The 25,413-nt window shown below is 75.1% G+C and carries 21 protein-coding genes; 8 read left to right on the top strand and 13 right to left on the bottom strand.

Annotation, left to right across the window (positions count from 1 at the left end):
• Positions 1-18: 18 nt before the first annotated feature.
• From ACZ4VL_RS00915 to ACZ4VL_RS00900, 4 genes are all read right to left on the bottom strand, one after another.
• A complete protein-coding gene (locus tag ACZ4VL_RS00915) occupies positions 19-1,371 on the bottom strand; it encodes a cytochrome P450 (protein WP_468193942.1) in 1,353 nt (450 codons plus the stop codon).
• A 246-nt stretch (positions 1,372-1,617) separates the two neighbouring features.
• Complete coding sequence (locus tag ACZ4VL_RS00910) at positions 1,618-2,661, bottom strand: hypothetical protein (protein ID WP_468193939.1); 1,044 nt, start codon at positions 2,659-2,661, stop codon at positions 1,618-1,620.
• A gap of 447 nt (positions 2,662-3,108) precedes the next feature.
• A complete protein-coding gene (locus tag ACZ4VL_RS00905; protein WP_468193937.1) occupies positions 3,109-3,648 on the bottom strand; it encodes an NACHT domain-containing protein in 540 nt (179 codons plus the stop codon).
• 231 nt (positions 3,649-3,879) lie between these two features.
• On the bottom strand, positions 3,880-5,244 hold the full coding sequence (locus ACZ4VL_RS00900; protein WP_468194222.1) for an MFS transporter: 1,365 nt from the start codon (positions 5,242-5,244) through the stop codon (positions 3,880-3,882).
• A gap of 236 nt (positions 5,245-5,480) precedes the next feature.
• Between ACZ4VL_RS00900 and ACZ4VL_RS00895 the strand changes: the two genes are divergently transcribed.
• Positions 5,481-6,413, top strand: coding sequence for a helix-turn-helix transcriptional regulator (locus ACZ4VL_RS00895; RefSeq protein WP_468193935.1), 933 nt, complete (start codon positions 5,481-5,483; stop codon positions 6,411-6,413).
• A 27-nt stretch (positions 6,414-6,440) separates the two neighbouring features.
• Here the strand turns inward: ACZ4VL_RS00895 and ACZ4VL_RS00890 are convergent, their stop codons facing one another.
• Positions 6,441-8,726 (bottom strand): HelD family protein, encoded by a 2,286-nt coding sequence (locus ACZ4VL_RS00890; RefSeq protein ID WP_468193932.1) that lies wholly within the window; start codon positions 8,724-8,726, stop codon positions 6,441-6,443.
• A 245-nt stretch (positions 8,727-8,971) separates the two neighbouring features.
• Here ACZ4VL_RS00890 and ACZ4VL_RS00885 point away from each other — a divergent pair, with 245 nt between their 5' ends.
• From ACZ4VL_RS00885 to ACZ4VL_RS00870, 4 genes are all read left to right on the top strand, one after another.
• Positions 8,972-9,163, top strand: coding sequence for a hypothetical protein (locus ACZ4VL_RS00885; protein ID WP_404232618.1), 192 nt, complete (start codon positions 8,972-8,974; stop codon positions 9,161-9,163).
• Between the two features lie 98 nt (positions 9,164-9,261).
• Positions 9,262-9,435, top strand: coding sequence for a CsbD family protein (locus tag ACZ4VL_RS00880; protein ID WP_468193929.1), 174 nt, complete (start codon positions 9,262-9,264; stop codon positions 9,433-9,435).
• Positions 9,425-9,952 carry a DUF6328 family protein gene (locus ACZ4VL_RS00875; protein WP_468193925.1) on the top strand — a complete coding sequence of 176 codons (528 nt, stop codon included), beginning with the start codon at positions 9,425-9,427 and terminating at the stop codon, positions 9,950-9,952. Before ACZ4VL_RS00880 ends, ACZ4VL_RS00875 begins: the two co-directional genes overlap by 11 nt.
• A gap of 204 nt (positions 9,953-10,156) precedes the next feature.
• Complete coding sequence (locus ACZ4VL_RS00870; RefSeq protein ID WP_468193923.1) at positions 10,157-11,053, top strand: ATP-grasp domain-containing protein; 897 nt, start codon at positions 10,157-10,159, stop codon at positions 11,051-11,053.
• Here ACZ4VL_RS00870 and ACZ4VL_RS00865 read toward each other — a convergent pair.
• Positions 11,043-11,996, bottom strand: a complete 954-nt coding sequence (locus ACZ4VL_RS00865) for an endonuclease/exonuclease/phosphatase family protein (protein WP_468193920.1) — start codon at positions 11,994-11,996, stop codon at positions 11,043-11,045. The two genes, ACZ4VL_RS00870 and ACZ4VL_RS00865, sit on opposite strands and share 11 nt — an antisense overlap.
• A gap of 111 nt (positions 11,997-12,107) precedes the next feature.
• On the bottom strand, positions 12,108-14,213 hold the full coding sequence (locus tag ACZ4VL_RS00860; RefSeq protein ID WP_468193917.1) for a SpoIIE family protein phosphatase: 2,106 nt from the start codon (positions 14,211-14,213) through the stop codon (positions 12,108-12,110).
• 356 nt (positions 14,214-14,569) lie between these two features.
• Between ACZ4VL_RS00860 and ACZ4VL_RS00855 the strand changes: the two genes are divergently transcribed.
• From ACZ4VL_RS00855 to ACZ4VL_RS00845, 3 genes are all read left to right on the top strand, one after another.
• On the top strand, positions 14,570-18,640 hold the full coding sequence (locus tag ACZ4VL_RS00855) for an nSTAND1 domain-containing NTPase (RefSeq protein ID WP_468193915.1): 4,071 nt from the start codon (positions 14,570-14,572) through the stop codon (positions 18,638-18,640).
• 151 nt (positions 18,641-18,791) lie between these two features.
• The gene (locus ACZ4VL_RS00850) at positions 18,792-19,637 is read left to right on the top strand and encodes a C40 family peptidase (RefSeq protein ID WP_468193912.1); all 846 of its coding nucleotides are present in this window, start codon (positions 18,792-18,794) and stop codon (positions 19,635-19,637) included.
• Positions 19,638-19,772: 135 nt separating this feature from the next.
• A complete protein-coding gene (locus tag ACZ4VL_RS00845) occupies positions 19,773-21,062 on the top strand; it encodes a serine hydrolase domain-containing protein (RefSeq protein WP_468193910.1) in 1,290 nt (429 codons plus the stop codon).
• Between the two features lie 54 nt (positions 21,063-21,116).
• On the opposite strand, the gene ACZ4VL_RS00840 is transcribed toward ACZ4VL_RS00845, so the two are convergent.
• From ACZ4VL_RS00840 to ACZ4VL_RS00815, 6 genes are all read right to left on the bottom strand, one after another.
• Entirely contained in the window at positions 21,117-22,067 is a 951-nt protein-coding gene (locus tag ACZ4VL_RS00840; RefSeq protein ID WP_468193908.1) for a transporter, read from the bottom strand.
• The gene (locus tag ACZ4VL_RS00835; protein ID WP_468193905.1) at positions 22,064-23,023 is read right to left on the bottom strand and encodes an ABC transporter ATP-binding protein; all 960 of its coding nucleotides are present in this window, start codon (positions 23,021-23,023) and stop codon (positions 22,064-22,066) included. The genes ACZ4VL_RS00840 and ACZ4VL_RS00835 overlap by 4 nt, the downstream gene beginning before the upstream one ends.
• 14 nt (positions 23,024-23,037) lie before the next feature.
• Complete coding sequence (locus ACZ4VL_RS00830; protein ID WP_361086328.1) at positions 23,038-23,454, bottom strand: GntR family transcriptional regulator; 417 nt, start codon at positions 23,452-23,454, stop codon at positions 23,038-23,040.
• A 65-nt stretch (positions 23,455-23,519) separates the two neighbouring features.
• Positions 23,520-24,239 carry a hypothetical protein gene (locus tag ACZ4VL_RS00825; protein WP_468193903.1) on the bottom strand — a complete coding sequence of 240 codons (720 nt, stop codon included), beginning with the start codon at positions 24,237-24,239 and terminating at the stop codon, positions 23,520-23,522.
• Entirely contained in the window at positions 24,223-25,155 is a 933-nt protein-coding gene (locus ACZ4VL_RS00820) for a sigma factor-like helix-turn-helix DNA-binding protein (protein ID WP_468193900.1), read from the bottom strand. The genes ACZ4VL_RS00825 and ACZ4VL_RS00820 overlap by 17 nt, the downstream gene beginning before the upstream one ends.
• Positions 25,152-25,379, bottom strand: a complete 228-nt coding sequence (locus ACZ4VL_RS00815; protein WP_468193898.1) for a hypothetical protein — start codon at positions 25,377-25,379, stop codon at positions 25,152-25,154. The genes ACZ4VL_RS00820 and ACZ4VL_RS00815 overlap by 4 nt, the downstream gene beginning before the upstream one ends.
• Positions 25,380-25,413: the final 34 nt, after the last annotated feature.

Here is a 25,413-nt window from a genome sequence, read left to right as displayed (position 1 = left end):
GGCGGGCGGTAAGCCGCCTCAGGGCGCGGCAGCGGTCAGGGTCGCCGGGGTGGGCCCGTCGGGACGGACGGTGATGCCGTACGCGGTGCGGTCGGGCGTCGAGCGGAAGGCGACGGTGTACGCGGGCAGCAGCCGCTCCAGCAGGACGGTGGACTCGCGCAGGGCGAACCGCAGGCCGAGGCAGGCGCGCGGGCCCAGCCCGAAGGGCAGGTAGCCGCCCGGGTCGGCCGGACGGCCCCGGGGCGCGGTGAACCTCCGGGGGTCGAAGCGCTCCGGGTCCGGCCACAGCTCCGGATCGCGGTGCGTCAGGTACGGGCACACCAGCAGGTCGGTGCCGGCGGCGACCGCATGCCCGACCAGAACGTCGTCCTCGGCCGCGTGGCGGGGCAGCATCCAGGCCGACGGGTACAACCGCAGCGTCTCGTGGACCAGCGCCTGGACCGCCTGCCGACGCTCCGCGGAGCCCGGGCCGCCGGCCGCGAGGGCCTGCCCGCGGGCCCCCGGGTTCCGGTCCAGCAGCAGGTACAACCAGGTCAGGGTGGTCGCAGTGGTCTCGTGCCCGGCGAAGAGCAGGGTGACGAGCTCGTCGCGGATCAGGCGGTCGGTGTACTCGGGCCGCTCGGCGGCCGCGTCGATCAGGACGTGCAGCAGCCCGGGCCCGTCGGGTCCTGCGGGACCGGTGCGGGCGGCGTCGATGGCGTACCGGGCGACGGCGTCGATCCGGGCGACGTCCGCGGCGACAGCGTCCCGGGCTCCGGCGTCGTCGGCGGGCAGGGTGGGCAGCGCCGCCGCCAGGTCCTCCACGGCGCCCAGCTCGCCCTCGGTCCGGACGTCGAGGGGGCGCCCGGTCAGGGAGCGCCAGATGGTGTCGAGGGCGAAGCGGCGCATCTCCCGTCCGACGTCGAGGGGCTCACCGGTGGCGGCGTACCGCGCCCAGCGCGCGGCGGCGGTGTCGGCGGCCCGCTCGATCCGCCGCTCGTAGCGGCGCATGCCGGTGCCGGTGAACTGCGACTGCAGCAGCCGGCGTTGCCGCTTCCAGGCCTCCCCGGTGGCGGCGAGGACCCCGTCGCCGATCAGCAGACGGGCCCGGTGGGAACGCTTGACGTACCGGTCGGGGTGGAGGGCGAGCACGTGCCGGACGGCCGCGGGGTCGGTGACGAGGACCGTGGGCGGGGTGCCCGCGTCCACCGGCCCGAGGTGCAACGCTGCGACACCGCCGAGCCGCTCCCGCGCGAGGGCGAGCAGATCGACGAGCTCGCCGCCCTCCGCGCGCCACCGCCGTACGTGGACGGGGTCCAGCTCGGGGACCGGACGGCCCGGTCGGGGGGACCGCGGGAGCGGGTCCCGGTCGACACCGGCTTCGGTGGCCACGGTTCTCCTCCTGCTTCCTGGCGCTGTCGCCTACCCGGCAGCGCTCCCTGACGGAGCGTCGGCACCACATCACGGACTGTACGGGAGGTGGGGCGCCCGGTGACACCCCCGCCGCGGCCGGTGGCGCGTGCGCCGCGATCACATCTGCCCGCCGGACGACCTGTCGGGCCCCGAGGCCGTGGGGCCCGGCTCGTCGCGCCGGTCGGGGCATGGGGCCTCGTAAGATCGTCAGGGTCTCCTGCAGTCTCAGTCGCCTGCCGCCAGCCGACGCTGCAGTTCAGCATGACGAAACTGGTAGACCGCTCCCACTTGGCGCAGAACCCCTCGTTGTTCGTGAGCGTCGGCCAGGAAGCTCATGAGCCGCCATGGCAGTTTGCCCCGCAGGGCCAGCCAGCAGCGCACGATGCCGAAGGCACCCCAGGCGGCCTGGGCAAGTCCGAGCGCGAGGCCGGAAACGAGCCCCATCCAAACGCCGGGAACGATTCCGGCCGTGAGCAACACAGCTGAACTCGTGGCCAGTTGCCGTTCCGTGGTGACCGCAAGTCCGGTCACCAACTCGACGACGATTCCGACAGCAAGGGCTGTTGCCAGGGCAATGACTGCGAAAGTGCGAAAGTCCCGGATCAGTACGGCGTTCGGATCACCTGCTGCAGTCAGGTTCGTCGGTGCCCCTGCCAGCCCGGCGATCAGTGTGCCGACGACTCCGGTGACGAGGCCGACGGTGATCCCGGCAGCGAGCCCGGCAACGAGCGCGGCTGCCAGTCCGAGCGCCAGCCCGACCGCGAGGCCGCCGGCGATGCCGACCGGGGACCAGTGCAGCCTCTGCGCCGGTTCGTTCCTCCCTGTGAGCACAGCCGTCAGTCCAGCCGCCAGCCCGATTCCGATGCCGTTGACGATGCCCGAAGTAACTCCCGTACCGAGTCCGGACATCAGGCCGGCTGCAGCTCCTCCGACGAAACCGCCGACCAGGCCTCCTCTCGGACCGCTTGCGGGCCCGACTGCGAGCCCGACGCCGAGGCCGGCCGCGCTTCCTCCGGCAGGCCCGACGGCGAGTCCGACGCCGATCTGGCTCGCCAGCCCGGCCACCAGACCGCCGCCGAGCCCACCGGCCAAGCCGCCTGCCAGCCCGCTCAGGGGGCCTCGGCCGGTCTGGCTCACCCGCCGGATCGGCAGTCCGACGCCGAAGCCCAGGAGGATGCCCGTGCCCAAACCTGAGCCGAACCCGATGCCGATGCCAGCTCCGAGTCCGGCCACGAGCCCGCCTGCCACGCCGCTCGCGAGACCGACCACGATGCCGACGAGGGGCAGCGGGGCGGCGTGCCGCAGTTGCCACCAGGCCGCGGCGCAGATGGGCGACCACAGGGTCCCAGCGTGCCGCTGCCGCGGTCGCCTCGCCGCCGGAGTCTCGCCTGAGATAGTCGGCGGCCACTTCGGTCTCGACCGGCTGCAGTTCGACCCCCGCCGCCCCGGCGAGCTTCGAGGGGATGGAGGAAGCAGGAGAAAGCGCCTGTCGGTATTCCTGAACCCTGCTCGACAGAACCACGCCTTGACCCAGGGGCAATGCCGCGTTGATCTGGTCCAACGCGGCTGGACGCACAGATGGGGGTATCTCGTCGAAGCCGTCCAGAACAGGGAGGACCAGTCGGTGTGCCAGCAGCGCCTGGGCGCAGTTCATCCGTTCCAAAGAGCCCGGAGCCGGCTCCCGCAGCCCTTCGTAGTCCTGGACGAGTTGCTCGCTCAACCAGGCATCCAACTCCTGCTCGACCGGATTCCACGACGACAGGGAGAACAGCACCGGGACGGCGACAGGGAGAACAGCACCGGGACGGCGCTGCCGGAAGAACGTTGCTCGGCCAGCGTCAGCAGCAGACGGACCAGCAGCATGGTCTTGCCCGAGCCCGGGGCACCGAGGACCACCAGCCGGCCGGTAGGGACTCTCTGCAGCAGCACTTCGGCGATCTGCCCGGCAGTCCCGGCGAGTTCTGCGGGGCCGGTGGACCATCCGCCCCGGTCGGGCTGCGACTGGCCGGGCCAGCTCACGGCAATGGATTCCAGCCGTGCCCAATCCTCCACCAGGCCCGCGTCCACCGGCACCCAAGAGACCGGCAAGGGATAGGGGTCATTGAGCCGCCGTACGCGTGCTTCCGCCTCCCACTGACGGCGCACGGCGAGGGCCAGGTGGTCGGCGATCTGCCCCAGTCCGCCCTCCGCAGCGGCCTCGGAACGATCAGATCGGAACGCCGCCCAGGCGAGATACGACGAAGCGATCGTCGGCAACAGGGGCGCCGCTATTGCCGCTACCCCCAGTCCACGCTCGTGAGCGATCCACAGGGATCCGATCGGCCCCGCCAGTGCAAGTAACAGGTAGACCAGGCCAGCACGCCGGGTTCGCAACCTGAGACCCCAATCGCCCGCAGGAGCAACGCATTTGCCGCCCACCCCGTCGAAGTCTGCCAGCAGCGCGGCGGCGCCGTCTGCCTGGCGAGGAAAAATGGCGACCGGGGCCGCTCATTGCATGGTGCGGGGGAGGCGGAGGCTGAGGGCGGTCGTGAGGGCGATCAGGGCCAGCTGGACCAGCAGGGCCGTGGTGAGCGCCGTCCGCATGCCGTGCGCGGCGGTCAGGGCGAGGAACAGGCTGCCGAGGGTGGCGACGCCGAGGGCGAGCGCGGACTGCTGGGTGGTGGTCACGACGCCGCCGCCCACCCCGGCCCGCTCGGCCGGCACGTCCGCGAGCATCAGCCGGATCAGCACAGGGAGTTGGAAGCCCTGGCCGAGGCCGGCGACGGCCACGCCCGGGGCCAGCTCGACGACGCCGGGCTGCGGCCCGCCGTACCGGAGCGTGAGCAGCACCACGGTGATGCCGACGGCCTGGAGGACCGCGCCCGCGGTGACGACGCGGCTGCCGAACCGGCCGGTCAGCCGCGGCCCGGCCAGCGAGGCCCCGAAGAAGGCGACGGCCATGGGCGCGAGGGCGAGCCCGGCGGCCACCGGCCCCTTGTGCAGGCCTTCTTGCAGGACCACGGCCATCACGAACATGAAGCCGCTGAACCCGATCGAGAACGGCACCAGCAGGACCAGCCCCCGTCGCAGCGACGGCAGCCGCAGCAGGCTCGGCGGCACCAGCGGGGTCCGCCCCAGCCGGTCGGCGCGGCGCTCCACGGCGACGAAGCCGACGGCCGCAACGGGGAACGTGCCCAGCAGCAGCCAGGTCCACAGCGGCCAACCGGTGGCCCGCCCTTCGGTCAGCGGCAGCAGCAGCGAGACCAGCGACAGGGCCAGCAGCAGCGTTCCCGGTACGTCGACCGAAGCGGGCCGGTCCGAGCGGGTCTGCGGCACGGTCCGGGCGGCGAGCACCAGCCCGACGAGGGCCGCCGGCACGTTCACCAGGAACACCGAGCGCCAGCCGAGGCCCGCCACGTCGGCGGCCACCAGGACGCCGCCCAGGACCTGCCCGGCCACCATGGACAGCCCGCCCGTGGCCCCGTACAGGCTCATCGCCCGGGCCCTACGCGGGCCCTGGGTGGTGGCCTGGATGGTGGCGAGCACCTGCGGCAGCATCAGCGCGGCCGCGGCGCCCTGGGCCACCCGGGCCGCGACGAGGGTCCACGCGGTGGGGGCGAGGCCGCAGGCGAGGGAGGTGAGGCCGAAGGCGGCCATGCCGGCGAGGAAGAGCCGGCGCCGCCCGGCGGTGTCACCGAGGCGGCCGCCGAGGACGAGGAGCACGGCGTAGGCGACGCCGTAGCCGCCGACGATCAGTTCGAGCACGGCGGGGCCGGCGGCGAGGTCGTGGTCGATGGCGGGCAGTGCCACGTTGACGATGAAGAAGTCGACCATCGGCAGGGCGGCGCCGAGCAGCACGGTGAAGAGCCCCATCGGGCTCAGCGCGGCCGGGGCGGGGGCGGGAGGGGGTGCAGGGGCGGTGGCGCGGGCCGCGGCGGGCGCCACGCGCGCGGCGGCGGCCGCGTCCGGGGCGGCGGCAGCGATGGTTCGTACGGTCGTCTCACTCACACCACCGACGATCGCGCCCCGCCCAGCCTGGTACCAGAGTCTCCTTATCCTGGTACCCGCAGTACCTGGCAACCGGATCTGCGGTGCGGCACCCTGGTGGCATGACCACTGTGGCACCCCGGAGCGACGTGCGCCGGCACGAGCTGGCCGAGTTCCTGCGCAGCCGCCGCGAGCGCATCACCCCCGAACAGGTCGGACTGCCGCGCGGGCGCCGGCGGCGCACGCCGGGGCTGCGCCGGGAGGAGGTCGCCCAGCTCTCCGCGGTCGGCGTCACCTGGTACACCTGGCTGGAGCAGGCCCGCGAGATCCAGGTGTCCGCGCAGGTCCTCGATGCCGTGGCGCGCGCCCTGCTGCTCGACGCGAGCGAGCGCACGCACCTGTTCGCCCTGGCCGGCACGGCCGACCCGGCGCCGAACACGCCGTGCCCGAGCGTGACCCCGGCGCTGCGGGAGATGCTGGACCAGCTGGCGCCGCTGCCGGCCTGCGTGCAGAACAGCCGGTACGACATCCTCGCGTACAACAGCACGTACGGGCGGCTGCTGTGCGATCTGGACGCACTGCCGGCGGAGGACCGCAACTGCCTGTGGCTGGCCTTCACCGACCCCGACTGGCGGGAGGCCGTCGTCGACCACGCGGAGATGCTGCGGATCCTCGCGGCCAAGTTCCGCGCGTCGATGGCCGAGCACCTGGCCGAGCCCGCCTGGAAGGCGCTGGTGGCCCGGCTGGATGCGCACTCCCCGGAGTTCCGCGAGGTGTGGGCCCGGCGCGAGGTGGTCGACCAGGGCGCCAGGACGAAGAACATCCTCAACCGGCACGTCGGGCTGCTGCACCTGGAGCACACCAGCCTGTGGCTCGGCCCGGCGCCGGGACCGCGTCTCGTCACGTACGCGCCCCGGGACGAGGAGACCCGCGCGCGCCTGGAGCAGCTCCGGGCACTCGCGGAGACGGAGACCCGGGACGGAGAACAGAGCCCGGCCCGCGACTCGGCCGGCGACTCGGACCGCGGCCCGGGCCGGACCCCGGTCGCGGCCTGACGACCCGGCAGCGGGTCCGGTCCGCCGCTACACCGCCACCGCCTCCGCCAACCCCTCGGGCAGGCGGCCGGTGTGGACCACGCCGAGGCTCTGGGTGGCCCGGGTCAGGGCCACGTACAGGTCGCTCGGGGCGAAGTCCGCGGGCTCGACGACGATCACCGAGTCGAACTCCAGGCCCTTGGCCTGCCGCGGCTCCAGCAGCACCACGGTCCGGGTGAGATCGGGCTCCGCACCGGCGTGCGCGCCGGGCAGCACCCGGACCAGCAGCTCGTGCACCGCCCGCGGCGCGATCACCGCGAGCCGGCCCTCCGCGGGCGTGCCCCGGCGCACGGCGTCGGCCACCGCCGCGGCCAGGTCGTCCTCGGCCCGCACCCAGGGCCGCCGGCCGGTCGAGCGCACCGACCGCGGCGGCTCGAAGCCGGGGTGGCGGGCCCGCAGCACGGCGGCGGCGACGTCCATGATCTCGGCGGGCGTGCGGTAGTTGACGCCGAGGCGGACGAGCTCCCAGCGGTCGCCGACGTACGGGTCCAGGACCTGGCCCCAGGAACCGCAGCCGGCCTCGTCGGCCGTCTGGGCCGGGTCGCCGACCAGCGTCATGGAACGGGTCGGGCAGCGCCGCATCAGCAGCCGCCAGGCCATCGCGGACAGCTCCTGCGCCTCGTCGACGATGACGTGTCCGAAGGCCCAGGTACGGTCGGCGGCGGCCCGCTCGGCCGTACTGCGGTGGTCGTCCTCCTCGTGGCGCTCGGCCATCCGCTCGGCGTCGATGATGTCGTGCGCGGCGAGGAACTCGTTCTCCATGTCCTCGAACTCGTACGACTCCGACCCGGCGGACAGGTCGAGCACGCCCTGCGCGTACGCGATGCGCTCCTGCCGGGCGCGTTCCTCGGCGGCCCGCTGGGCGCTGTCGTCGATGCCGAGGAGCTCGGCGGCCTCGTCGAGCAGCGGGACGTCGGCCGGCGTCCAGTCGCCGGGCGCGGACGTCGCCCGGCGGATCAGCTCGGCCTCGCCGTCCGGCAGGTGGGTGGGGTCGGCGAGGAAGTCCGCGACCAGCCGGCGCGGGGTGAGCGGCGGCCACAGCACGTCGATCGCGGCGTGCACCGCGCTGCTCGTCGCGATCTCCTTGCCGAGCTGTGCGATGTCGTCCGGGCCCAGCAGGTTGGGGCCGCCGAACGGGTCCGCGCCGAGCCGGTCGGCGAGCTGCTCGGTGAGCGCGTCGATCACGGAGAACGCGAAGTAGGGGCGGGCCAGGTTGTGCGGCAGTCCGGTGCCGCGCGCCCGGTCCCGGGCCTCGTACGCCATGGTCCGGTCCAGCAGCAGCGTGCCGTACTCGTCGTGGTCGATCTCCAGGGCCGGCTCGGGGACGACGGCGCTGTCCTCGCCGCTGCCGGCGGGCACGGTCTCCGGCAGGGTCTGCCGGTCCTGCACGACGCGGGCCAGGACCCCGGCCATCCTGGCGTGGCCCTTGACCGCGGCCGCGCCGGGCCGGTCGGTGCCCGTCGCGCGGACGCCGGGGAAGAGCTCGCCCATCGTGGCGAGCAGGACGCCCGTCTCGCCGAGTGCCGGGAGCACCTCGCCGATGTAGCCGAGGAACGCCGGGTTCGGGCCGACGATCAGCACGCCGCGCTTGGCGAGCAGTTCGCGGTACGCGTACAGCAGGTAGGCGGCCCGGTGCAGGGCGACCGCCGTCTTGCCGGTGCCCGGGCCGCCCTCGACGACCAGCACCCCGCGGTGCGGGGAGCGGATGATCCGGTCCTGCTCGGCCTGGATGGTCTCGACGATGTCGTGCATGCGGCCGGTGCGGGCGGCGTCGAGCGCGGCGAGCAGCACGGCGTCCGCGTCGGCGCCCTCGTGTCCGGTGCGCTCGGTGTCGGTGAGGTCGAGGATCTCGTCGTGCAGGGCGGTGACGCGGCGGCCCTGGGTGGTGAGGTGGCGGCGCCGGCGCAGGCCCATGGGGTGGTGGCCGGTGGCGAGGTAGAACGGGCGGGCGACCTCGGCCCGCCAGTCGAGGACGAGGGGGGTGCGCTCGGCGTCGTCGCGGCGGATTCCGATCCTGCCGATGTGGTGGTCGCGCCCGTCGGAGAACTCCAGACGGCCGAAGCAGAGTCCGCTCTCGCCCGAGTTCAGCGCGGAAAGCAGCCCGGATTGTTCGGCGACCAGGATGTCGCGTTCCAGGCGCGCCTGTCCGCTGTTTCCCGCGCCGGCCGCCAACGCGCCGTGCACGGCGCGTTCGGCCTGATCGCGCAGGTCATCGAGGCGCGCGTAGAGCGCGTCGATGAATTGCTGCTCTTTACGGAATTCCTCGGTTGACAATTCCACTCCCGACCCGATACAGTGTCCTCGTAAAGCTTCTTCACGCCTACCTTCACCGGGGGGCGTGAACTCTCCAATATACGCGGATGAAAACCCTGGACGCCAATTCGGTCCAGGGTTTTTTCGTATCCCCGGACGTGCCCGCGCGGCGCCCCGGCGTCACCCGGACGGCCCACTCGTCGGGCCGTCCGGGCCGGGCCCTGGTGTGGTGGATGCACGAGCTGTCGAGCACACGGGGAAGTCTCATGTACGAAATGCACCTCGGCGAGGCGGCCACCGGGCAGGACCCGGTCTGGCACGTCGTCGCCCGCGACCGCTCCGCCACCCTGTGCGGCCGCCCCCTCCTCCCGTCCGGATACACCGAGACCGATGCGCATTGCGTGCCCTGCATGGCCGCCTTCCGCGACGTCATGGGCGGGGAGACCTCGAAGCCCTGACGGGCCCCGCCCGGCCCGGGACTTCCGGTCGGGCGCGTTTGCGGCCCGTACCACGGGTCAGACGCATGCGTGTTCACCGTTCCCAGGAGGGAGTCACCATGTCAGGCCAGGAGAAGGCCAAGGCCAAGGCCGCGCAGCTCAAGGGCAAGGCCAAGGAAGCCACCGGCCGCATCGTGGACGACGAGCGCATGACCACCGAAGGCCGCGCGGAACGGATCAAGGGCGACATCCGCGAGGCCGAGGAGAAGACGAAGGACACCCTTGAAACCTGACGCCGATCGCGCCGCACGCGGCCGGGACGAAACCGAGGAGGAGCGGGCCGACCGGCAGTGGCAGGAACTCGTCCAGGAAATCCGGGTCGCCCAGACGGGCGTCCAGATCCTGTTCGGGTTCCTGCTGACCGTGGCGTTCACTCAGCACTTCCAACAACTGTCCCAGACGGACCGGGCGATCTACACCGTCACGGTCGTCCTCGGTTCCCTGGCCACCGGCGCGCTGATCGGGCCCGTCTCCCTGCACCGCATCGTCGCGGGGCGGCGGGTCAAACCCCAGGCGGTGGTGTGGGCCTCCCGGCTCACGATGGTCGGCATCGTGCTGCTGCTGGCCACGCTCGTCGCCGCCCTGTTCCTGATCCTGCGCGTGGCCACGGACGCCGCCGCGGTGCCGTGGATCGTGGCCGGGGTGCTGCTCTGGTACCTGGTGTGCTGGTACGCGCTGCCCCTGTGGGTGCGCGTCCGGCACACCGCCGGGTCCGCGGCCCGGGGCGCATCCCGCCCCGGTAGCCGCTGACCTGCCGCCTTCCTCCGGCCGCCGCCCGCCTCCTCCCTCCGCCCCCTCGGGCGGGCCCCGGGCCGCGCACCTCCCTCCCCTCCCCCGCAGCGGTCCGCGGGTGCGCGAGAAAAGGCCGTCGCGCGCCCGCCCGCAGGCACCTAGCCTGATGCGGCCGCGCCGGGGCGCACTCCGGCGCACGAGCTTGCTGCGAAGGAGATGCGGATGACCGTCACCACCCGGGTGGCCCTGGCCACCTCGACCCCGGGCCTGGACGAGGACTCGGACATGCCGGCCCTGCTGGAGGCCCTGCGGGCGCGGGGCGTCGACGCCGTGGCCGTGGCCTGGGACGACGCCGACTTCGACTGGTCGGCGTGCGACACGGTGGTGATCAGGTCCACCTGGGACTACCCGCTGCGCCGCAGCGAGTTCCTGGCCTGGGCCGATGCCGTCCAGGCCGTGTCACGGCTGGACAATCCGGCCGGGGTCGTGCGGTGGAACACCGACAAGGTCTACCTGCAGGACCTCGCCCGGCTCGGTGTGCCCGTGGTCCCGACCCGGTTCATCGCGCCCGGCGAGGAGGTGGTCCTGCCGGACGGCGGTCAGTTCGTGGTGAAGCCCTCCGTGTCGGCGGGCGCGTACGGCACCGCCCGCTACACGCAGGCGCAGCACGACCTGGCGGCCGGGCACGTGGCCGAACTGCACGGCGCCGGGGCCACGGTGATGGTGCAGCCGTACCTGTCCCGGATCGACGAGGGCGAGCGGGCGCTGGTCTTCCTCGGCGGCGCGTTCAGCCATGCGATACGCAAGGACCCGTTGCTCACCGAGACCGGCGTCGTCGACAACGAGCGGGTCCCCCACCCGAACCTGCGGCCGCACCGGCCGTCGGCCGCCGAACTCGCGCTGGCCGGGGCGGCGCTGGCCGCCGTACCGGGACGGCAGGACGCACTGCTGTACGCGCGGGTGGACATCGCCGAAGCCGACGACGGGTCGCCGGTGGTGATGGAGCTGGAGCTGGTGGAGCCGAACCTGTTCATGGACCACGAGGCGGAAGGGCCCGCCCGGTTCGCGGACCTCGTGCTCGCGCGGGCGGCCGCGGCGCGGGCCGGCGTCAGAACCTGATGTCGGCCGCGACCGGGAGGTGGTCGCTCCCGGTCGCGGGCAGGTTCCGGATCCGTACCACGGTCGCCGAGCGGGTGAGGACCTGGTCGATCCGGGCCACGGGCAGGGCGGCGGGCCAGCTGAAGGCGAAGTCCCGGCCGGGCCGGGTCGTGCGTGCGGTGACGGGGGCGAGCCCGCGGTCGTCGACGGTGCCGTTGAGGTCGCCGAGCAGGATCACCCGGTGCAGCGGCTCGGCGGCGAGCGCCCGGCCGAGCAGCACCGCACTCTCGTCCCGGCGGGCGGATCCGAAGCCGTGGGCCCCGAGGCGGAGCGAGGGCAGGTGCGCCACGTACACGGCCGCCTCCCCGCGCGGTGTCCGGGCGGTGGCCCGCAGCCCGCGGTTCCAGTCCTCCCCCAGGCCCGCCGGCCGGATGTCCACGGGCCGGGCGTCGGCGAGGGGATGCCGCGACCACAACCCGACGGTGCCGACGGCCGCGTGGTACGGGTACTGCGGGGCCAGGGCGGCCGCGTAGGCCGGCAGCGCGGCGGGGGTCAGCTCCTCCAGGGCGATCAGGTCGGCGCCGGTGGCGGCCAGCGCCCGTGCGGTGCCGGCGGGGTCGGGGTTGTCGTCGCCGACGTTGTGCTGGACGGCGACGATGCCGGCGGCGTCCGGCGCCCCGTCCGCGCCGTCCGGGCCGGGGAGCAGGAAGCCGCCGAAGAGCCAGAGCCAGGCGGCCGCGGGCAGCGCGGCAGCGTACGCGGCCGGGGCCGACCGGCGCAGCAGGGCCCCGCCGAGGAGGGCCGGGACGATCAGGCCGAGCCAGGGCAGGAAGGTCTCCAGCAGCCCGGCGGGCCGGCCGGGCAGGTCCGGCAGCGCACGGTGGAACGCGAGCAGACCGCCGGCCAGCGCTCCCCACCCGAGGACGGCCGCCCCGCGCGGCAGCCCGTACTTCCCCTGCGCCATGTTCCGACCCGGCCCCCTCGCACGTCCCGGAACGAAGACGGGAGGGGCGGGGATCCGGTTCCGCCCGGGCCCGGCTGCGCGACCGGGTCGGAGCGGGCCGGTAGGCGGGGGTCATCGTGGCGCGGCGCCGGGGGGCGGGGGCGGGCGGCGGACGCGGGCCAGGATGAGGACCGTGTCGTCCGTGGCGCCCGCGTCGGGCAGGAGTTCGGCGAGGATCCGGTCCGCGGCCTCCTCCAGGGAGTCGACGGGCCCGGCGAGACGGCTGCGGAGGGCGTCGACACCGGTGTCGATGTCGTGGCCGCGGGCCTCGACGAGGCCGTCGGTGTACAGGGCGAGGACGGCGCCCTCGGGGACGTCGACCGTGATCGCGCGGTACGCCACGCCGCCCACTCCCAGCGGGACGCCGAGGCTCTCGCCGAGGTTCTCGCCGAGGGTGCGCACGGTGCCGTCCGGGGTGCGCAGCAGCGGCGGCGGGTGGCCGGCGTTGGCGATGCGGGCGCTGCCCGTGTTCGGGTCGTAGTCGAGGAACAGGCAGGTCGCCCATTCGATGCCCGCCTCCTGGGCGCACTCGTCGAGTTCGGCGAGCAGGGCCGCCGGGTCGTCGGAGGTGTGCCGGGCCAGGGTCTTGGCGGTGATCCGCAGGCGGCCCATGGACGCGGCGGCGAGGACCCCGTGCCCCATGACGTCGCCGACGACGAGGGCCACCCGGCCGCCGGGCAGGGCGATGGAGTCGTACCAGTCGCCGCCGACCTCGGTGACGCGGCTGCCCGGCAGGTAGCGGTGGGCGATGTCGACGTACGGGCCGGCGTCCGGGGCGCTGGGCAGCAGCGCCCGCTGGAGGGTGAGCGCGATGTCCTGGATCCGGCCGTACAGGCGGGCGTTGTCCAGGCAGAGGGCGGCGCGGGAGGCGAGTTCGCCGGCGAGGCTGAGGTCCTCCGGGGCGAAGGCGGGCCGGCGGGCGGACCGGCCGAACATGGTGATGCCCTGTACGGTGCCGCGGGCGATGAGCGGGGCGATGAGAATGTCGGCGAAGCCGCTCTCCAGCAGCAGCCGGGCGCGTTGCGCGTGGGCGACGTTCCGGGCCAGGAACTCCGCGTCGACCGGGAAGGACAGCGGGCGGCCCGTGCTGAGCATCTCGTGGATGTGGGAGCCGGGCGGGTAGACGACCCGCTCGGCTCCGCGGACGAGTTCGCCGGCGGGCGCGTCGAGGACGGTGCCCCAGGCGATCCGCCGGGTGAGGAGCGGCAGCTGCGGGTCGAAGTCCTCGGTCTCGTCCATCCATTCCACGAGTTCCACGACGCAGCCGTCCGCGAAGTCGGGCACGGCCGCCCGGACCAGTTCGTCCGCGGTGACGTCGAGGTCGAGGGTGGTGCCGATGCGGGCGGCGGCCCGGTCGAGCAGGGCGAGGCGCTGGCGGGCGGCGCTGGCTTCGAGGATGGCCCGTTCCCGGTCGGTGACGTCGACGATCAGGCCGCCGACGCCGCGCCGGGTGTCGCCGGCTCCGCTCAGCGGGAAGAAGCTGACGGAGCGGACCTGGTCGCGGTCCGGGCGGCCCGGGGTGCGCAGTCCGACGAGGGCGCCGACGACGGTCCGGCCGCCACGGGCCACGGTCTGCAGCATCCGCTGGTACTCGCCGCCGTCCGAGGTGATCATGATGTCGCCGACGGGCCGCCCGAGGTGGTCGGCGAGGGGGATGCCGTCCATGTCGGCCAGGGCCTGGTTGAGGTGGACGTAACGCAGTTCCTCGTCGAGCATGACCAGGCCGATCGGGCAGGTCTTGAAGAGCGCGTCGAGGAAGACGAGGTTGCTCTTGACCCGGTTGAGCTCGTCGCCCCGGGCCGCCAGCGCCAGGACGACGGAGGAGCCCGTGGGGCCGGCCAGCGGGAAGCCCCGGAACCCGCAGTCGATGACGGCGCCGTCCCGGTTCAGGGCGGGCATCCGCACCCGCCAGTAGCCGAGGGTGCGGGCCCGTTCGACGAGGCGTGCGGCGCCGCCCGGCTCCCCGGGGTCCGGCGGCGGGAAGAGGTCCGCGGCGGGCCGACCCAGCGCGGCTTCGGCCGGGTGGCCGAAGAGGCTCTGCGCGCCGGGGCCCCAGTAGCAGACCCGCTCCTGCGCGTCGATGCCGAAGACGGCGACGGCCACGTCCTCCAGCAGAGCCCCCGGTTCGGAGCGGAGCGGGCTGGGCTCGTGCTCGCCCCCCGGCCGGGCCGCTGGCATACCGTGCCCCCTTCCGCGCACGGCCCGCCCGGTGCGCGCAGGCCCGCGCGGGTGGCTGTCCGGGCCCGCACGGCAGGTCGCGGGCCGCCTCCTCAATTCTGCGCGCCCTGTGGTCCGGGGACACCACCGGCGGCGGACCGTGGCCGCCGCACGACGGAGGGTGACCGCCGGGGACGGGCATGACCGGGCACGTGTTCGGGCGGTGGTGCCGATCCGACGCCCGCGGCCCCGCAGGACCGCCCCCGTCGTACGGTTTTCCGCCACGCCGGAAGCGGTGCGCGCCGGACCGCCCGGCCCCCGCTGTAGCCTGGGGCCGCCATCTCACGACCTGGGCGCGCACTGCCATGGGGGACGCCGTGGGGGATCCGGACCCGGACCGCGGACGGAACACCACCGACCGCCCCGACCCGTCCGCAGCAGAGCAGACGCCCGTGCCGGCGGCCGACCGCGGCGGCGGTGCGGCAGCGGAGTTCCCGGCGCAACTGCGCCGGCTGCGGGTGGAACGGGGGCTGTCGCTGGCGGGTCTGGCCCGTCAGACGCACTACAGCAAGGGCTACCTGAGCAAGATCGAGACCGGCGCCAAGCGGGTCACCGTGGACGTGGCCCTGCGCTGCGACCGGGTGCTCCAGGCCGACGGCACGCTGCTGCGGCTGGCCCGGGAGGCGGAGGCGGCCGCGGCCCGTGCGGCCGCCCCCACCCGTACGCCCGTCCCGGTGCCGGGCCCCGTCCCGGTCCCGGGCGCCGCCACGGTCGGGGCGGCGGCCGTCCCGCAGTCGGACGGGGAGTGCCCGTACCGGGGCCTGGCGGCCTTCACCGACCGGGACGCGGACCGGTTCTTCGGCCGGGAGCGGGCGACGGCCGCGCTCGTCGAGCGGGTCTTCGAGCGGATGGACCGCGGCCCGCTGCTGCTCGTGGGCCGGTCGGGCGCGGGCAAGTCGTCGCTGCTGAGCGCCGGTCTGGTGGCTGCGCTGCGGCGCCGCGGCGGCTTCCCGGCCGCAGGCGCCGAGTCGTGGCCGGTCGTCCGGTTCACCCCGACCCCGCATCCCCTCCAGGAGCTGCTGGACTGCACCGCGAAGGTGCTCGGCGGCGACCTGGGCGTCACCCCGCAGCAGCTGGCCGAGCGGCCCGGGCGACTGCTGGAGGCGGTGGGGCGGCGGGGGTGGCGGGGGCGCACGGTGCGGCCGGTACTGCTCGTCGACCAGTTCGAGGAGGTTTTCACCCTCTGCGGTGACGAGGAGGAACGGCAGGCCTTCGTCCGCGTGCTGTGCGCCGTGGCCACGGCCCGCCCGGACCCGACGCCGCCACCGGACCCGGGCGCGGAGCCGGAGCCGGGCGCGGAGCCGGAGCCGGGCGCGGAGCCGGAGCCGGGCGCCGGGGAGCAGGTGGCCGCCGTCGTGGTCCTCGGCCTGCGGGCCGACTTCTCCGGCAACTGCCTGGACCTCCCCGAACTCGCCGCGGTCTTCACCGACGGCCTGTTCGTCCTGCCGCCCATGTCCGTGGCCGAGCTGAAGGAGGCCGTCACCCGCCCGGCCGAGCACGCCGGGCTGGCCCTCGAACCCGGCCTGGTGCCGCTGCTGCTGCGGGACGCCGGCGTACGCGACGGCCTCGCCGACGCGGAGGGGGCCGGGCGGGCGGCGGCGCCCTCCGGTGCGCTGCCGCTGGTGTCGCACGCGCTGCTGGCGACGTGGCAGCGGCGCGAGGGAGCGGTGCTGACCGTCGCGGGGTACGAGCACACCGGCGGCATCCAGGGGGCGGTCGCGCAGACGGCCGAGAGCGTGTTCGCCCGGCTGTACCCGGCGGAGCAGCGGATGGTGCGCCGGATCCTGCCGGCCCTCGTCCACGTCGCCGAGGACGTCGGTGCGACCCGCCGCAGAACGGGCCGGGACGCGCTGCTCGGGCAGTTCGCGGACGGGGCGGCGCCGGCCGCGCGGGTGCTGGACGCGTTCGTACGGGCCCGGCTCGTCACGGCGGACCGGGACACGGTGGAGATCACCCACGAGGCCCTGCTGCACGCCTGGCCACGGCTGCACGGCTGGATCCACGCCGACCGGGACGGGCTGCTGGTCCACCGCCAGCTCGCCGCGGCCGCCGCCGAATGGGAGCGCGAGGGCCGCGACCCGTCCGTCCTGCACCGCGGGACCCGGCTGGAGACCGCCCGGGCCTGGGCCGAGGAGCTCGACGGCGGCAGCCGGCTCACCCCGCTGGAGGCGGAGTTCCTGCGCGCGAGCACGGCCGCCGAGGACGCCCGGCGCACGCAGGCCCGGCGCCACGTCCGGCGCCGCCAGCGGACGCTGGCGCTGCTGCTGGTCCTGCTGGTGCTGGCGGTGACCGCGGGAGGGGTCGCGTACCGGCAGCGGGCGCAGGCCCTCGTCCAGGAACGCGCCGCCCGGTCGCACGCGCTCGCCGCGGAGTCGGCCTCGCTGGCGGCGGGACGGCCCGAGGCCTCGATGCGGCTCGCCGAGGAGGCGTACCTCACGGAGGCGACCGCGCAGGCGCGCGGGGCGCTGCTGAGCACCCAGTCGCAGCCCTTCCTCGGCCGGCTCACCGGGCACAGCGGCCCGGTCAACGCGGCGGCCTTCGCGCCGGGCAACCGGCTGCTGGCGACGGCCGGTTCCGACGGGAAGGTGCTGCTGCGCCGGGTCTCCGACCGGCGGACGGCCGCGACGCTGACCATGCCCGGGCGGGTCCGCTCGATCGCTTTCAGCCCGGACGGTCGGACCCTCGCCGCGACCTCGACCGACGGCCCCGTACGACTGTGGGACACCGCCGGGCACGTCACGGCGGAACTGCCGGCGGAGACGGCGGGCGCCCGGGCCGTGGCGTTCTCCCCGGGCGGGCGCACCCTCGCCGTGGCGGGCGCCGACGGCACGGTGCAGCTGCGGGATCCGGCGGCCGGGGCGGGCCCGGCGCGGATCCTGACCGGGCACACGGGGAGGGTCGAGGCGCTGGCGTACGCGCCGGACGGCCGGACCCTGGCCTCGGCCGGCGCCGACCGGACGGTGCGGCTGTGGGACACGTCCGGCGACCCGTCCGGGGACCGCCCGGCGGCCGTGCTGACCGGGCACACCGGCGGGGTGCTGGGCGTGGCGTTCTCCCCGGACGGGCGGAGCCTGGCCAGCGGCGGCAGCGACCGCACGGTGCGGCTGTGGGACGTCGTCGAGCGGCGGGCGACCGGGACGCTGACCGGGCACAGCGACGACGTGAACGCCGTCGCCTACCTCCCGGACGGCACGACGGTCCTCAGCGCCGGCGGCGACGGGGCGACCCGGCTGTGGGACGTGCGCAGCGGCCGGACGACGGCCACCCTGGCCGGGCACACCGACTACGTGCTCGCACTCGCCGTGGACCCGGCGGGGGCGACGCTGGCCACGGCCTCGTTCGACCAGTCCGTGGTGCTGTGGGACCTGCGCGGCCCGGTGCTGGCGTCCCGGCCGTTCGCCGAGGTCTGGCACGCCGCGTACAGCCCGGACGGGACGCTGCTGGCGACCGCCGACGGGGACCGCACGGTGCGCGTGTGGGACGTGCCCCGGCGGCGGGTGGCCGCGGTGTTCGAGGGGCACGCCGAGGCGGTGTACGGGGTGGCGTTCTCCCCGGACGGGCGGACCCTGGCCTCGGCCGGCGCCGACGGCACGGTCCGGCTGTGGGACGTCGCCGCACGCACCCCGACGGCCACGCTGAGCGGCCACGGCGGCATCGTGTACGCGGTGGCGTTCGCCCCGGACGGGCTGACGCTCGCCTCGGCGTCGGCCGACCGCACCGTACGCCTGTGGGACGTGCCGGGACGGGCGCCGCTGGCCACCCTCACGGGGCACACCGACTTCGCCAACGACGTCGCGTTCAGCCCCGACGGGCGCACCCTCGCCAGCGCGGGCGACGACCTGACGGTCCGGCTGTGGGACGTGGCCGGCCGGGCGCCACTGGCCACCCTCACCGGGCACGCGGGCGCGGTGCGGGCCGTCGCCTTCGCCCCGGACGGGCGGTCCCTGGCGAGCAGCGGCAACGACGGCACCGTACGTCTGTGGGACGTGCGGCGGCACGCGGTCACGGCGGTGCTGGCCGGACACGTCGGCGCCGCCCGGGGCATCGCCTTCTCCCCCGACGGCCGCACCCTGGCCAGCAGCGGCAACGACCGCACGGTCCGGCTGTGGGACGTGCCGGGAAAGCGGCTGTGGGCCGCCCTGACGGGTCATGGGAACGCGGTGTGGGGCGTGGTGTTCTCGCCCGACGGCAGGACGCTGGCCAGCAGCAGCACCGACGGCACGGTCCGGCTGTGGAACCCGGACCCGGCGGCCCGGCTGGAAGCCGTCTGCCGGCTCGGCGCGGCCCACGGCCCGTCCGGCGGCCCGTCCGACGTCGTGTCAGGCGGCCGGGCCGACGACCCGGCGGACCCGCCGCCGACCGCGCCGCGCTGCTCCGGGCGGCCCTGAACCGAACCCCCGGAGCCCTGAACGGCAGGGGTTTCCCGGGGGTTTCCCGTTGCCCGTACGGGTGGGGTGACGCCCGGACCTCGACGCCGCGGGCGCGCTGCCACCAGGCTCGTTGCCGTACGCGCCGCAGCAACAGAAAACGGGGTCCCGCATGCTCCGCCGGTCCGGTCCCATCGGTACGCTCCTCGCCCTCCTGACCCTCCTCCTGTGGGCGCCCGGCCCCGCCCCGGCCGCCGCCGACACCGCGTGCCGGGTCCTGGCCCCCGGCGCCTCCCCCGAGGCCGAACGGGCCGTGGCCGCCGCCTGCGAGCAGGTCGCGGCCGGCACCTGGTACGCCTGGGGCGGTGGTCACGGCCCGGAACCGGGTGCCACGTACGGCCGGGTGGACCCCGGCGACCCGGCCAGCGAGCACGATCCCGAACGGCTCGGCTTCGACTGTTCGGGCCTGGTCCGGTACGCCTATGCGCGGGCGGCCGGCTCGGACGTCCTGGACGGCACGGCGTCCTCCCAGTACTACACGCACCGCGCGGCCGAGCGCTTCACGGCCGGCCAGGGCCTCGCGCCGCTCCTCCCCGGCGACCTGCTGGTGTGGGGGACCTCCCGGGACCTGCACCACATCGCCGTCTACCTGGGGGCGGGCAGGATGGCGGAGGCCCGCCAGTCGGGCACCAAGCTGATGGTCAGTGACGTCCGGCTGTCCGGCGACTACTACGGGGCGGTGCGCGTCGACCCCGGTCCCGTCACGGGGTCCCTCTTCCGGACGTGGGGCACGGGTGTCTGGACCAAGGCCCTCCCGTCCGTCCCGGCCGCCCGCGTGTACGCCTTCCCGGGGCCGACGACGATCCGCGTGCAGTGCCAGAAGCACGCCGAGGAGGTGACCTCGGACGGCTACACCAACGACGTCTGGTCCTACCTGCCCGACTACCGGGCGTGGATGACCAACATCTACATCCAGGGACCCGCATGGCTGGAAGCGGTGCCCACCTGCACCTTCTGACGCGTTGCGGTGCCCGGCCCGCCCACCGGCAGGCCGTACGATCCCCCTCCCCCTCCCCCTCCCCGCTCTCCCCCGCTTCTCCCGCGTCCCCCGCTGCCCGCTCTCCTTCCCTCTCCGCACCCGCCGAGGAGCACCGTGCGCCTGCCCGCCCACCGCCGTCTGACCGTCGGCGCCGCCCTGCTGGCCGCAGTGGCCGCCGTGGCACCGGCCGCCACCGCCCACGCCGCCGCCGTGATCCGGCCGGCCGCCACACCCGTCACACCCGCCACCGCGGACTCCGGGGGCTCCGCCGCACCGACGCCCCGGCCCGATCTCGACGCCCTCGTACGGGCGTTGCGCAGCACGACGGCGGCCGGCGCGCCCGGGGCCATGGCCCGCTTCACCGGACCGGGCCGGCCCGTGGCCAAGGCCGTCGGGGTGCGGGACCGTACCAGCGGCGCGGCGATGGACCCCCGGGCCCGCTTCCGGATCGGCAGCGTCACCAAGACGTTCTCCGCGGTCGTGCTGCTGCAACTGGCGGCCGAGGGGCGGCTGGGACTGGACGACCCGGTCGAGCGGCACCTGCCGGGGCTGCTGCCCGACGGCGACCGGATCACGGTGCGCCACCTGCTGTCGCACCGCAGCGGGCTGGCCGACTACACGGACGCGATGTTCGAGCGCACGGTGCCCGGCTTCGAGGCCGTCCGGAACAAGGTGTTCAGCCCGCGGGACCTCGTCGCCCTCTCGGTGCGCGAGCCCCGCACCACACAGCCGGGCGCGGCGTACGCGTACTCGAACACCAACTTCCTGATCGTCGGCATGCTCATCGAGAAGGCCTCCGGGCACGGGCTGGCGCAGGAGTACGAGCGGCGCATCATCAGGCCGCTCGGGCTGGACCGGACGGCGTACGTGCACCCGGCCACGGCCGTCGCGGGGCTGCACGTCCGCGGCTACCTCCACCCCGACGAGGCCGGGGCTCCGCTGGTGGACTCCACCGAGCAGACGGCCTCCTGGGCGCAGGCCGCCGGGGCGATGATCTCCAGCCCGGCCGACCTGAACACCTTCGTGTCCGCGCTGCTCGGGGGCCGGCTGCTGCCGCCGCGCATGCTCGACGCGATGCTCGTGATGAGCCCGACCGACGCCGCGCACACCCGGTTCTACGGGCTCGGGCTGCGGCGCTACGACCTGACCTGCGGGGTGCGGGTCTACGGCCACACGGGAACGGTGCAGGGCTACTACACGTACGCCTTCGCCACCCGCGACGGGCGGCGCGCCCTGGCCGCCATGGCCAACACCTCGAACCGGGGCGGGGCCAACACCGCGCTCGGCGGCACGCTGGAGGCGGTCTTCTGCGGCGGGAAGTCCGCCGCCGGGCCCGCGGCCCGCAACTCGGCGACGGCGCCGAGGCCCGCCCCGGCGGAGGCGGACCTGCCGGAGCGCGGCTGACGCGACCGCGCCCCGGCCGGCGCTCCCACGGGGGTGGGGCGCCGGCCGGGGTGCTCAGACGAGGCGGTGGCGGCGGCGCAGGAGTACGGCCGTCAGCGCGACGAAGGCGAGGGCGAGGACCAGGTAGACGGCCGAGTCGAGGGCCTGGAAGGTCCAGAAGTCGGAGCTCGGGTAGACCTTGTGGACCCGGCCCACGAAGTTGTGCTCCGCCATGCAGGCGCGCAGCTCGTCACCGGAGAACGCGCAGTTCTCCAGGGGGTGCTGGGCGCCGTCCGGGGTCAGGTAGCGGTAGCCCGCGGACCAGGCGCTGCCGATGAGCTGCTTGGGGGTCATACCCGGAGTGATCCGGTCCACCGGGGTGATGAGGTCCCGCCGGAAGAACGTCAGGGCGGCGGCCAGGCCCAGTACGACGCCACCGGTGATGACCATGGCCGGGATGGTACGGCGTACCAGCAGACCGATCGCGGTGCCGGCGGCCAGCGCGCACAGGGCGCCGGCGACGGCGGAGGGGCCGGAGGCGTTCAGGACGTACGGGTCGTACCAGTAGACGCCGGCCAGGATGTTCGCGATCGGCTCCCACCACCAGGCGATCAGCGCGGCGAGGGCGGCGGAGACGGCGACGGTGCCGAGCGCGGCGAGACCGAACCGGGCGGCGAACCAGGTGCGGGCGCCGACGCCCTGGGTGAGGGCGACCGTGAGGGTGCCGCGCTCGATCTCCCGGCCGATCAGGGGGGCTCCCCAGAACATGCCGATGGCGGCGGGGACGAGCAGTCCGATCGTGCCGAGCACCCGGATCTCCGGGCTCTGCTCGAACACGGCCAGTTGGACCTCGGGCCGGCACTCGCCGTTCCAGCCCTTGCACTCGGTCAGGTCGTAGCCGGCGACGGCGTCGATCAGGTCCGCGCGCCGCAGGGCCGCCCAGACGGTGCAGGCGGCGACGAGCAGGAGCCCGGCGAGCACGAGGAGGCGCTGCTGGCGCCAGGCGAGCCACAGGGAGCCGGTCATGCGGCGGCCTCCGTTTCCGTTTCTCCGGCGGCCGCGGACCGCGGGGCCGGTGCGGCCGCCCGCGGGGCGGAGCGCAGGTGGGCGAGGAGCAGTTCCTCGAGGGACGGGGTCGCGGTGATCCAGCGCTCGTCGGCGCCGGCCGGGAGGGCGGCGCCGGGGGCGTTGCGGACGACGGCGCTCAGGTGCCGGCCGGTGGTCGTGGCATGGACGACGGCGTCACGGTCGGCCTCCCGGGGCAGCCCGTCGGCGGTGCCGGGGTCGGCGAGGCCGGTGAGCCGGGTGTAGGCCTCGCGGAGGTCCTGGGTGTCGCCCGCGAGCCGGATCCGGCCCTGCTGGAGGAGGAGGACGTGGTCGCAGACGTTCTCCAGCTCGGGGAGTACGTGCGAGGAGATCACGACGGTCAGGCCGCGGTCGGCGACCTCGGCCATGAGCAGGCCCATCGCCTCGTGGCGGACCAGCGGGTCGAGATCGGCGAGCGGTTCGTCCAGCAGCAGGAGGTCGGCCTGCTTGCCCAGCGTCAGGGCCAGGGCGACGCGGGTGCGCTGGCCGCCGGAGAGGCCGCCGACGCGGGTGCCGAAGGGGATGTCCCCGGCGCGCACGATGCGTTCGGCCTTCGCCAGGTCGAAGCGGCGGTTCAGCCAGCGGCCCAGGGCCAGCGTGTCGGCGACCGTGAACTGCGGGTGCAGCGGCTTGTCCTGGGAGAGGTACGCCGTGCGGACGCGGGCCTCACGGCTGCCGGGAGCGGCACCGAAGACGCGTATGGAGCCCGCGTCGGGGCGCAGCAGCCCGGTCATCAGGTGGAACAGGGTGCTCTTGCCGGCCCCGTTGGGGCCGACCAGTGCGGCGATGCGGCCCGGCGGGAGTTCGAACTCGCAGCCGTCCAGGGCCTTCTTCCCCCGGAAGGCGTGGTGGATCGCCGTTGCCCGGAGCGCCGCGGGGGCGGTCGGGTCGTTCACGTGGTGTCCTCTCGTCACGGTGCGTCCGGGCCGGGTCGGGGCTCGGGCGCGGGGGCCGTCGTCTCGGTGAGTGCCGCCTCGACGAGGGCGACGATGTCGGCGCGCCCCAGCCCTGCCGCCCGTGCCCTCGCCGTCCAGGCGAGGAGGTCGGCGCGCAGCGGTGAGTCCGCCGCCGCTTCCGGGCGCGACAGGGAGCGGGTGACGAACGTGCCCCGTCCGGGGCGGGGTTCGACGAGCCCTTCGCGCTCCAGTTCGCGGTAGGCCTTCAGCACGGTGTTGGGGTTGATCGCGGTGGCCTCGACGACGGCCCTGGCGGTCGGCAGCCGGTCCCCCGGTTCCAGGACGCCCAGCCTGAGCGCCTGTTTGACCTGGTTGACGAGCTGGAGGTAGGTCGCGACACCGCTGTGCCGGTCCACCTGGAACTCGATCATCTCTCTGCTTCACCACCATTCCACTAATGTGTTAGTGGAATGGTGCAGCGAAAGATCGGGGAACGTCAAGCCGGGGGGCCGCCGGCCGCCGTGATGGCCCGGATCCGCGCACTGAAGTCCGGTACGGGCAGGGGGAGTTCGAGATCGTCATCGACGTAGCGGACCGCGGCGGAGACGTACTCCATGACGGCGTCGACCGTCGCCGCCCTGTCGTGGCCGGGGCCGGGGCCGGGGCCATGGCAGTGGTCCCGCCCCGGCCGTTGCGCTGCGCGCAGGGCGGCGGGCAGGCCGGCGTCGCCGACGGGGGCCGTCTGGCGGCGCCACCAGACCGCCTGCCGGTTCTCGCCCAGGGCCAGGTGGTGGAGGTACAGGCAGTAGGTGGCGACCGGGTCGCCGGCGCCGGCCGCGTACTGCCACCAGAAGCGCGCGGAGTCCTCGGCGTCGGTGAGCAGCAGGATGCAGCCGAGGACCCGCGCGCCGGAGGGCTGCGGCAGCGCCTGGGTGAGGAAGCCGCCGCCCAGCGCACGAACGGCGGCGCTGGTGACGGCGGTCTCGCAGAGCGCCTGGAGGTCGTCCGCGGCGCCCCGCATGGCCCGCTGCCGGTCGGCGGCGGGCGCCGGGAGGGCCGGCGGGTGCGGGTCCGCGGGGAAGGCCCCGCCGGCGGCGCCGGGCCCCGGGGGCTCCACGGGCCCCGTGGGGCGGGCGCGGTCGGTGATGTCGGCGGGCGGGTGCGCGGCCTCGTGGAGGCGGGCGCGGGCGAGCAGTTCGTCAATGGTCGAGGCCACGGGGGTGTCCCTCCTCGGTGGTGCCCGTCGGGAGCAGGACCGCGTCCAGGTTGCGCCGGGCGTGCCGCGCGGTGGAGCGGACGGACGCGAGGGAGACCCCCAGTTCGTCCGCCACCTGGGTGTCCTCCAGACCGCACAGGTGCAGCAGTACGACGACGTCCCGCTGTACGGGCGCCAGCTCGGCCACGGCCCGGAACAGGGCCATGGTCTCCTCGACCTGGCCGACCGGGTCGGGGGCCGCGGCCAGGGCGACGGTGTCGAAGGCGGCCAGCGCGAGCGAGGGGCGGCCGTTCTCCTTCGGGGCGTGTTCGAGCACGGTCTGGCGCAGCAGCGGCCAGGCGAACCGTTCGGGGTTCTCGCTGGCCAGGGCGTCGTGCCAGAGCAGCAGCAGGAGGGTGAAGACGTCGCCGACGGCCTTCTCGACGAGGGCCGGCCGGCGCAGGAACGCGGCGGCGTAGCGGGTGTAGTGGGGACGGTGCATCTCCTGGAAGGCCAGGTAGTCCAGAGGTGCCGGGCCGGCGGCGGCGACGGCGCGGCTCCCGGCCCCGCCGGCCTCGTGGAGGCAGTGCTTGATCCACGAGGTCCGCTTGCCGGCGTCGCGCGCCGCCAGCACCCAGCGCAGCCGCATGGCCTCGTACGACACCCGGGGCCTGAGCACCATGAGGACGGTGCGGACGAAGGCCCAGCGCGGGTAGCGCTCGACCGCGCGCAGCAGTTCGGAGATGTGTGACTTGGGCCAGCCGGTGCGGGCCTGCAGCTCGTCGAGGGTGAGGCCGCTGCCGTGGAAGGCGGCGCGCAGCGGCTCCAGCCAGGCCCGGTGCGCCGCGCCGGCGCCGTCGGCGATGGGCCCGAGCCGCCGCCCGCGCTTGCCCCGCCGGTCCTGGGGCACGTCCCGGGGTGCCGAGGGGACGGTCATCCCTGCGCCTCCTCGTCCCGCTCGGGCTGCGCGGAGGGGCGCCGCTCCTGCCGGCCCTCGGCGGCTCCCGTACCGGCCTGCACGATCTGCTGCACGCCGAGGGCCGCCGACGGGATCAGCGCGGTGATCGCCGCGACGGGCTGGCCCGCCACCACCATCACCACGCTGAAGGCGAAGATCGCTAAGAGCGCCACCACCGTGACGATCATCCGGTTGTTCTTCATCGCGCCGTCCTCCGGCTGCTTGTGCCATGGGCGA

This window comes from Streptomyces sp. NPDC029014 (assembly GCF_055564695.1).
This window is presented reverse-complemented; position numbering and strand designations above follow the sequence as displayed.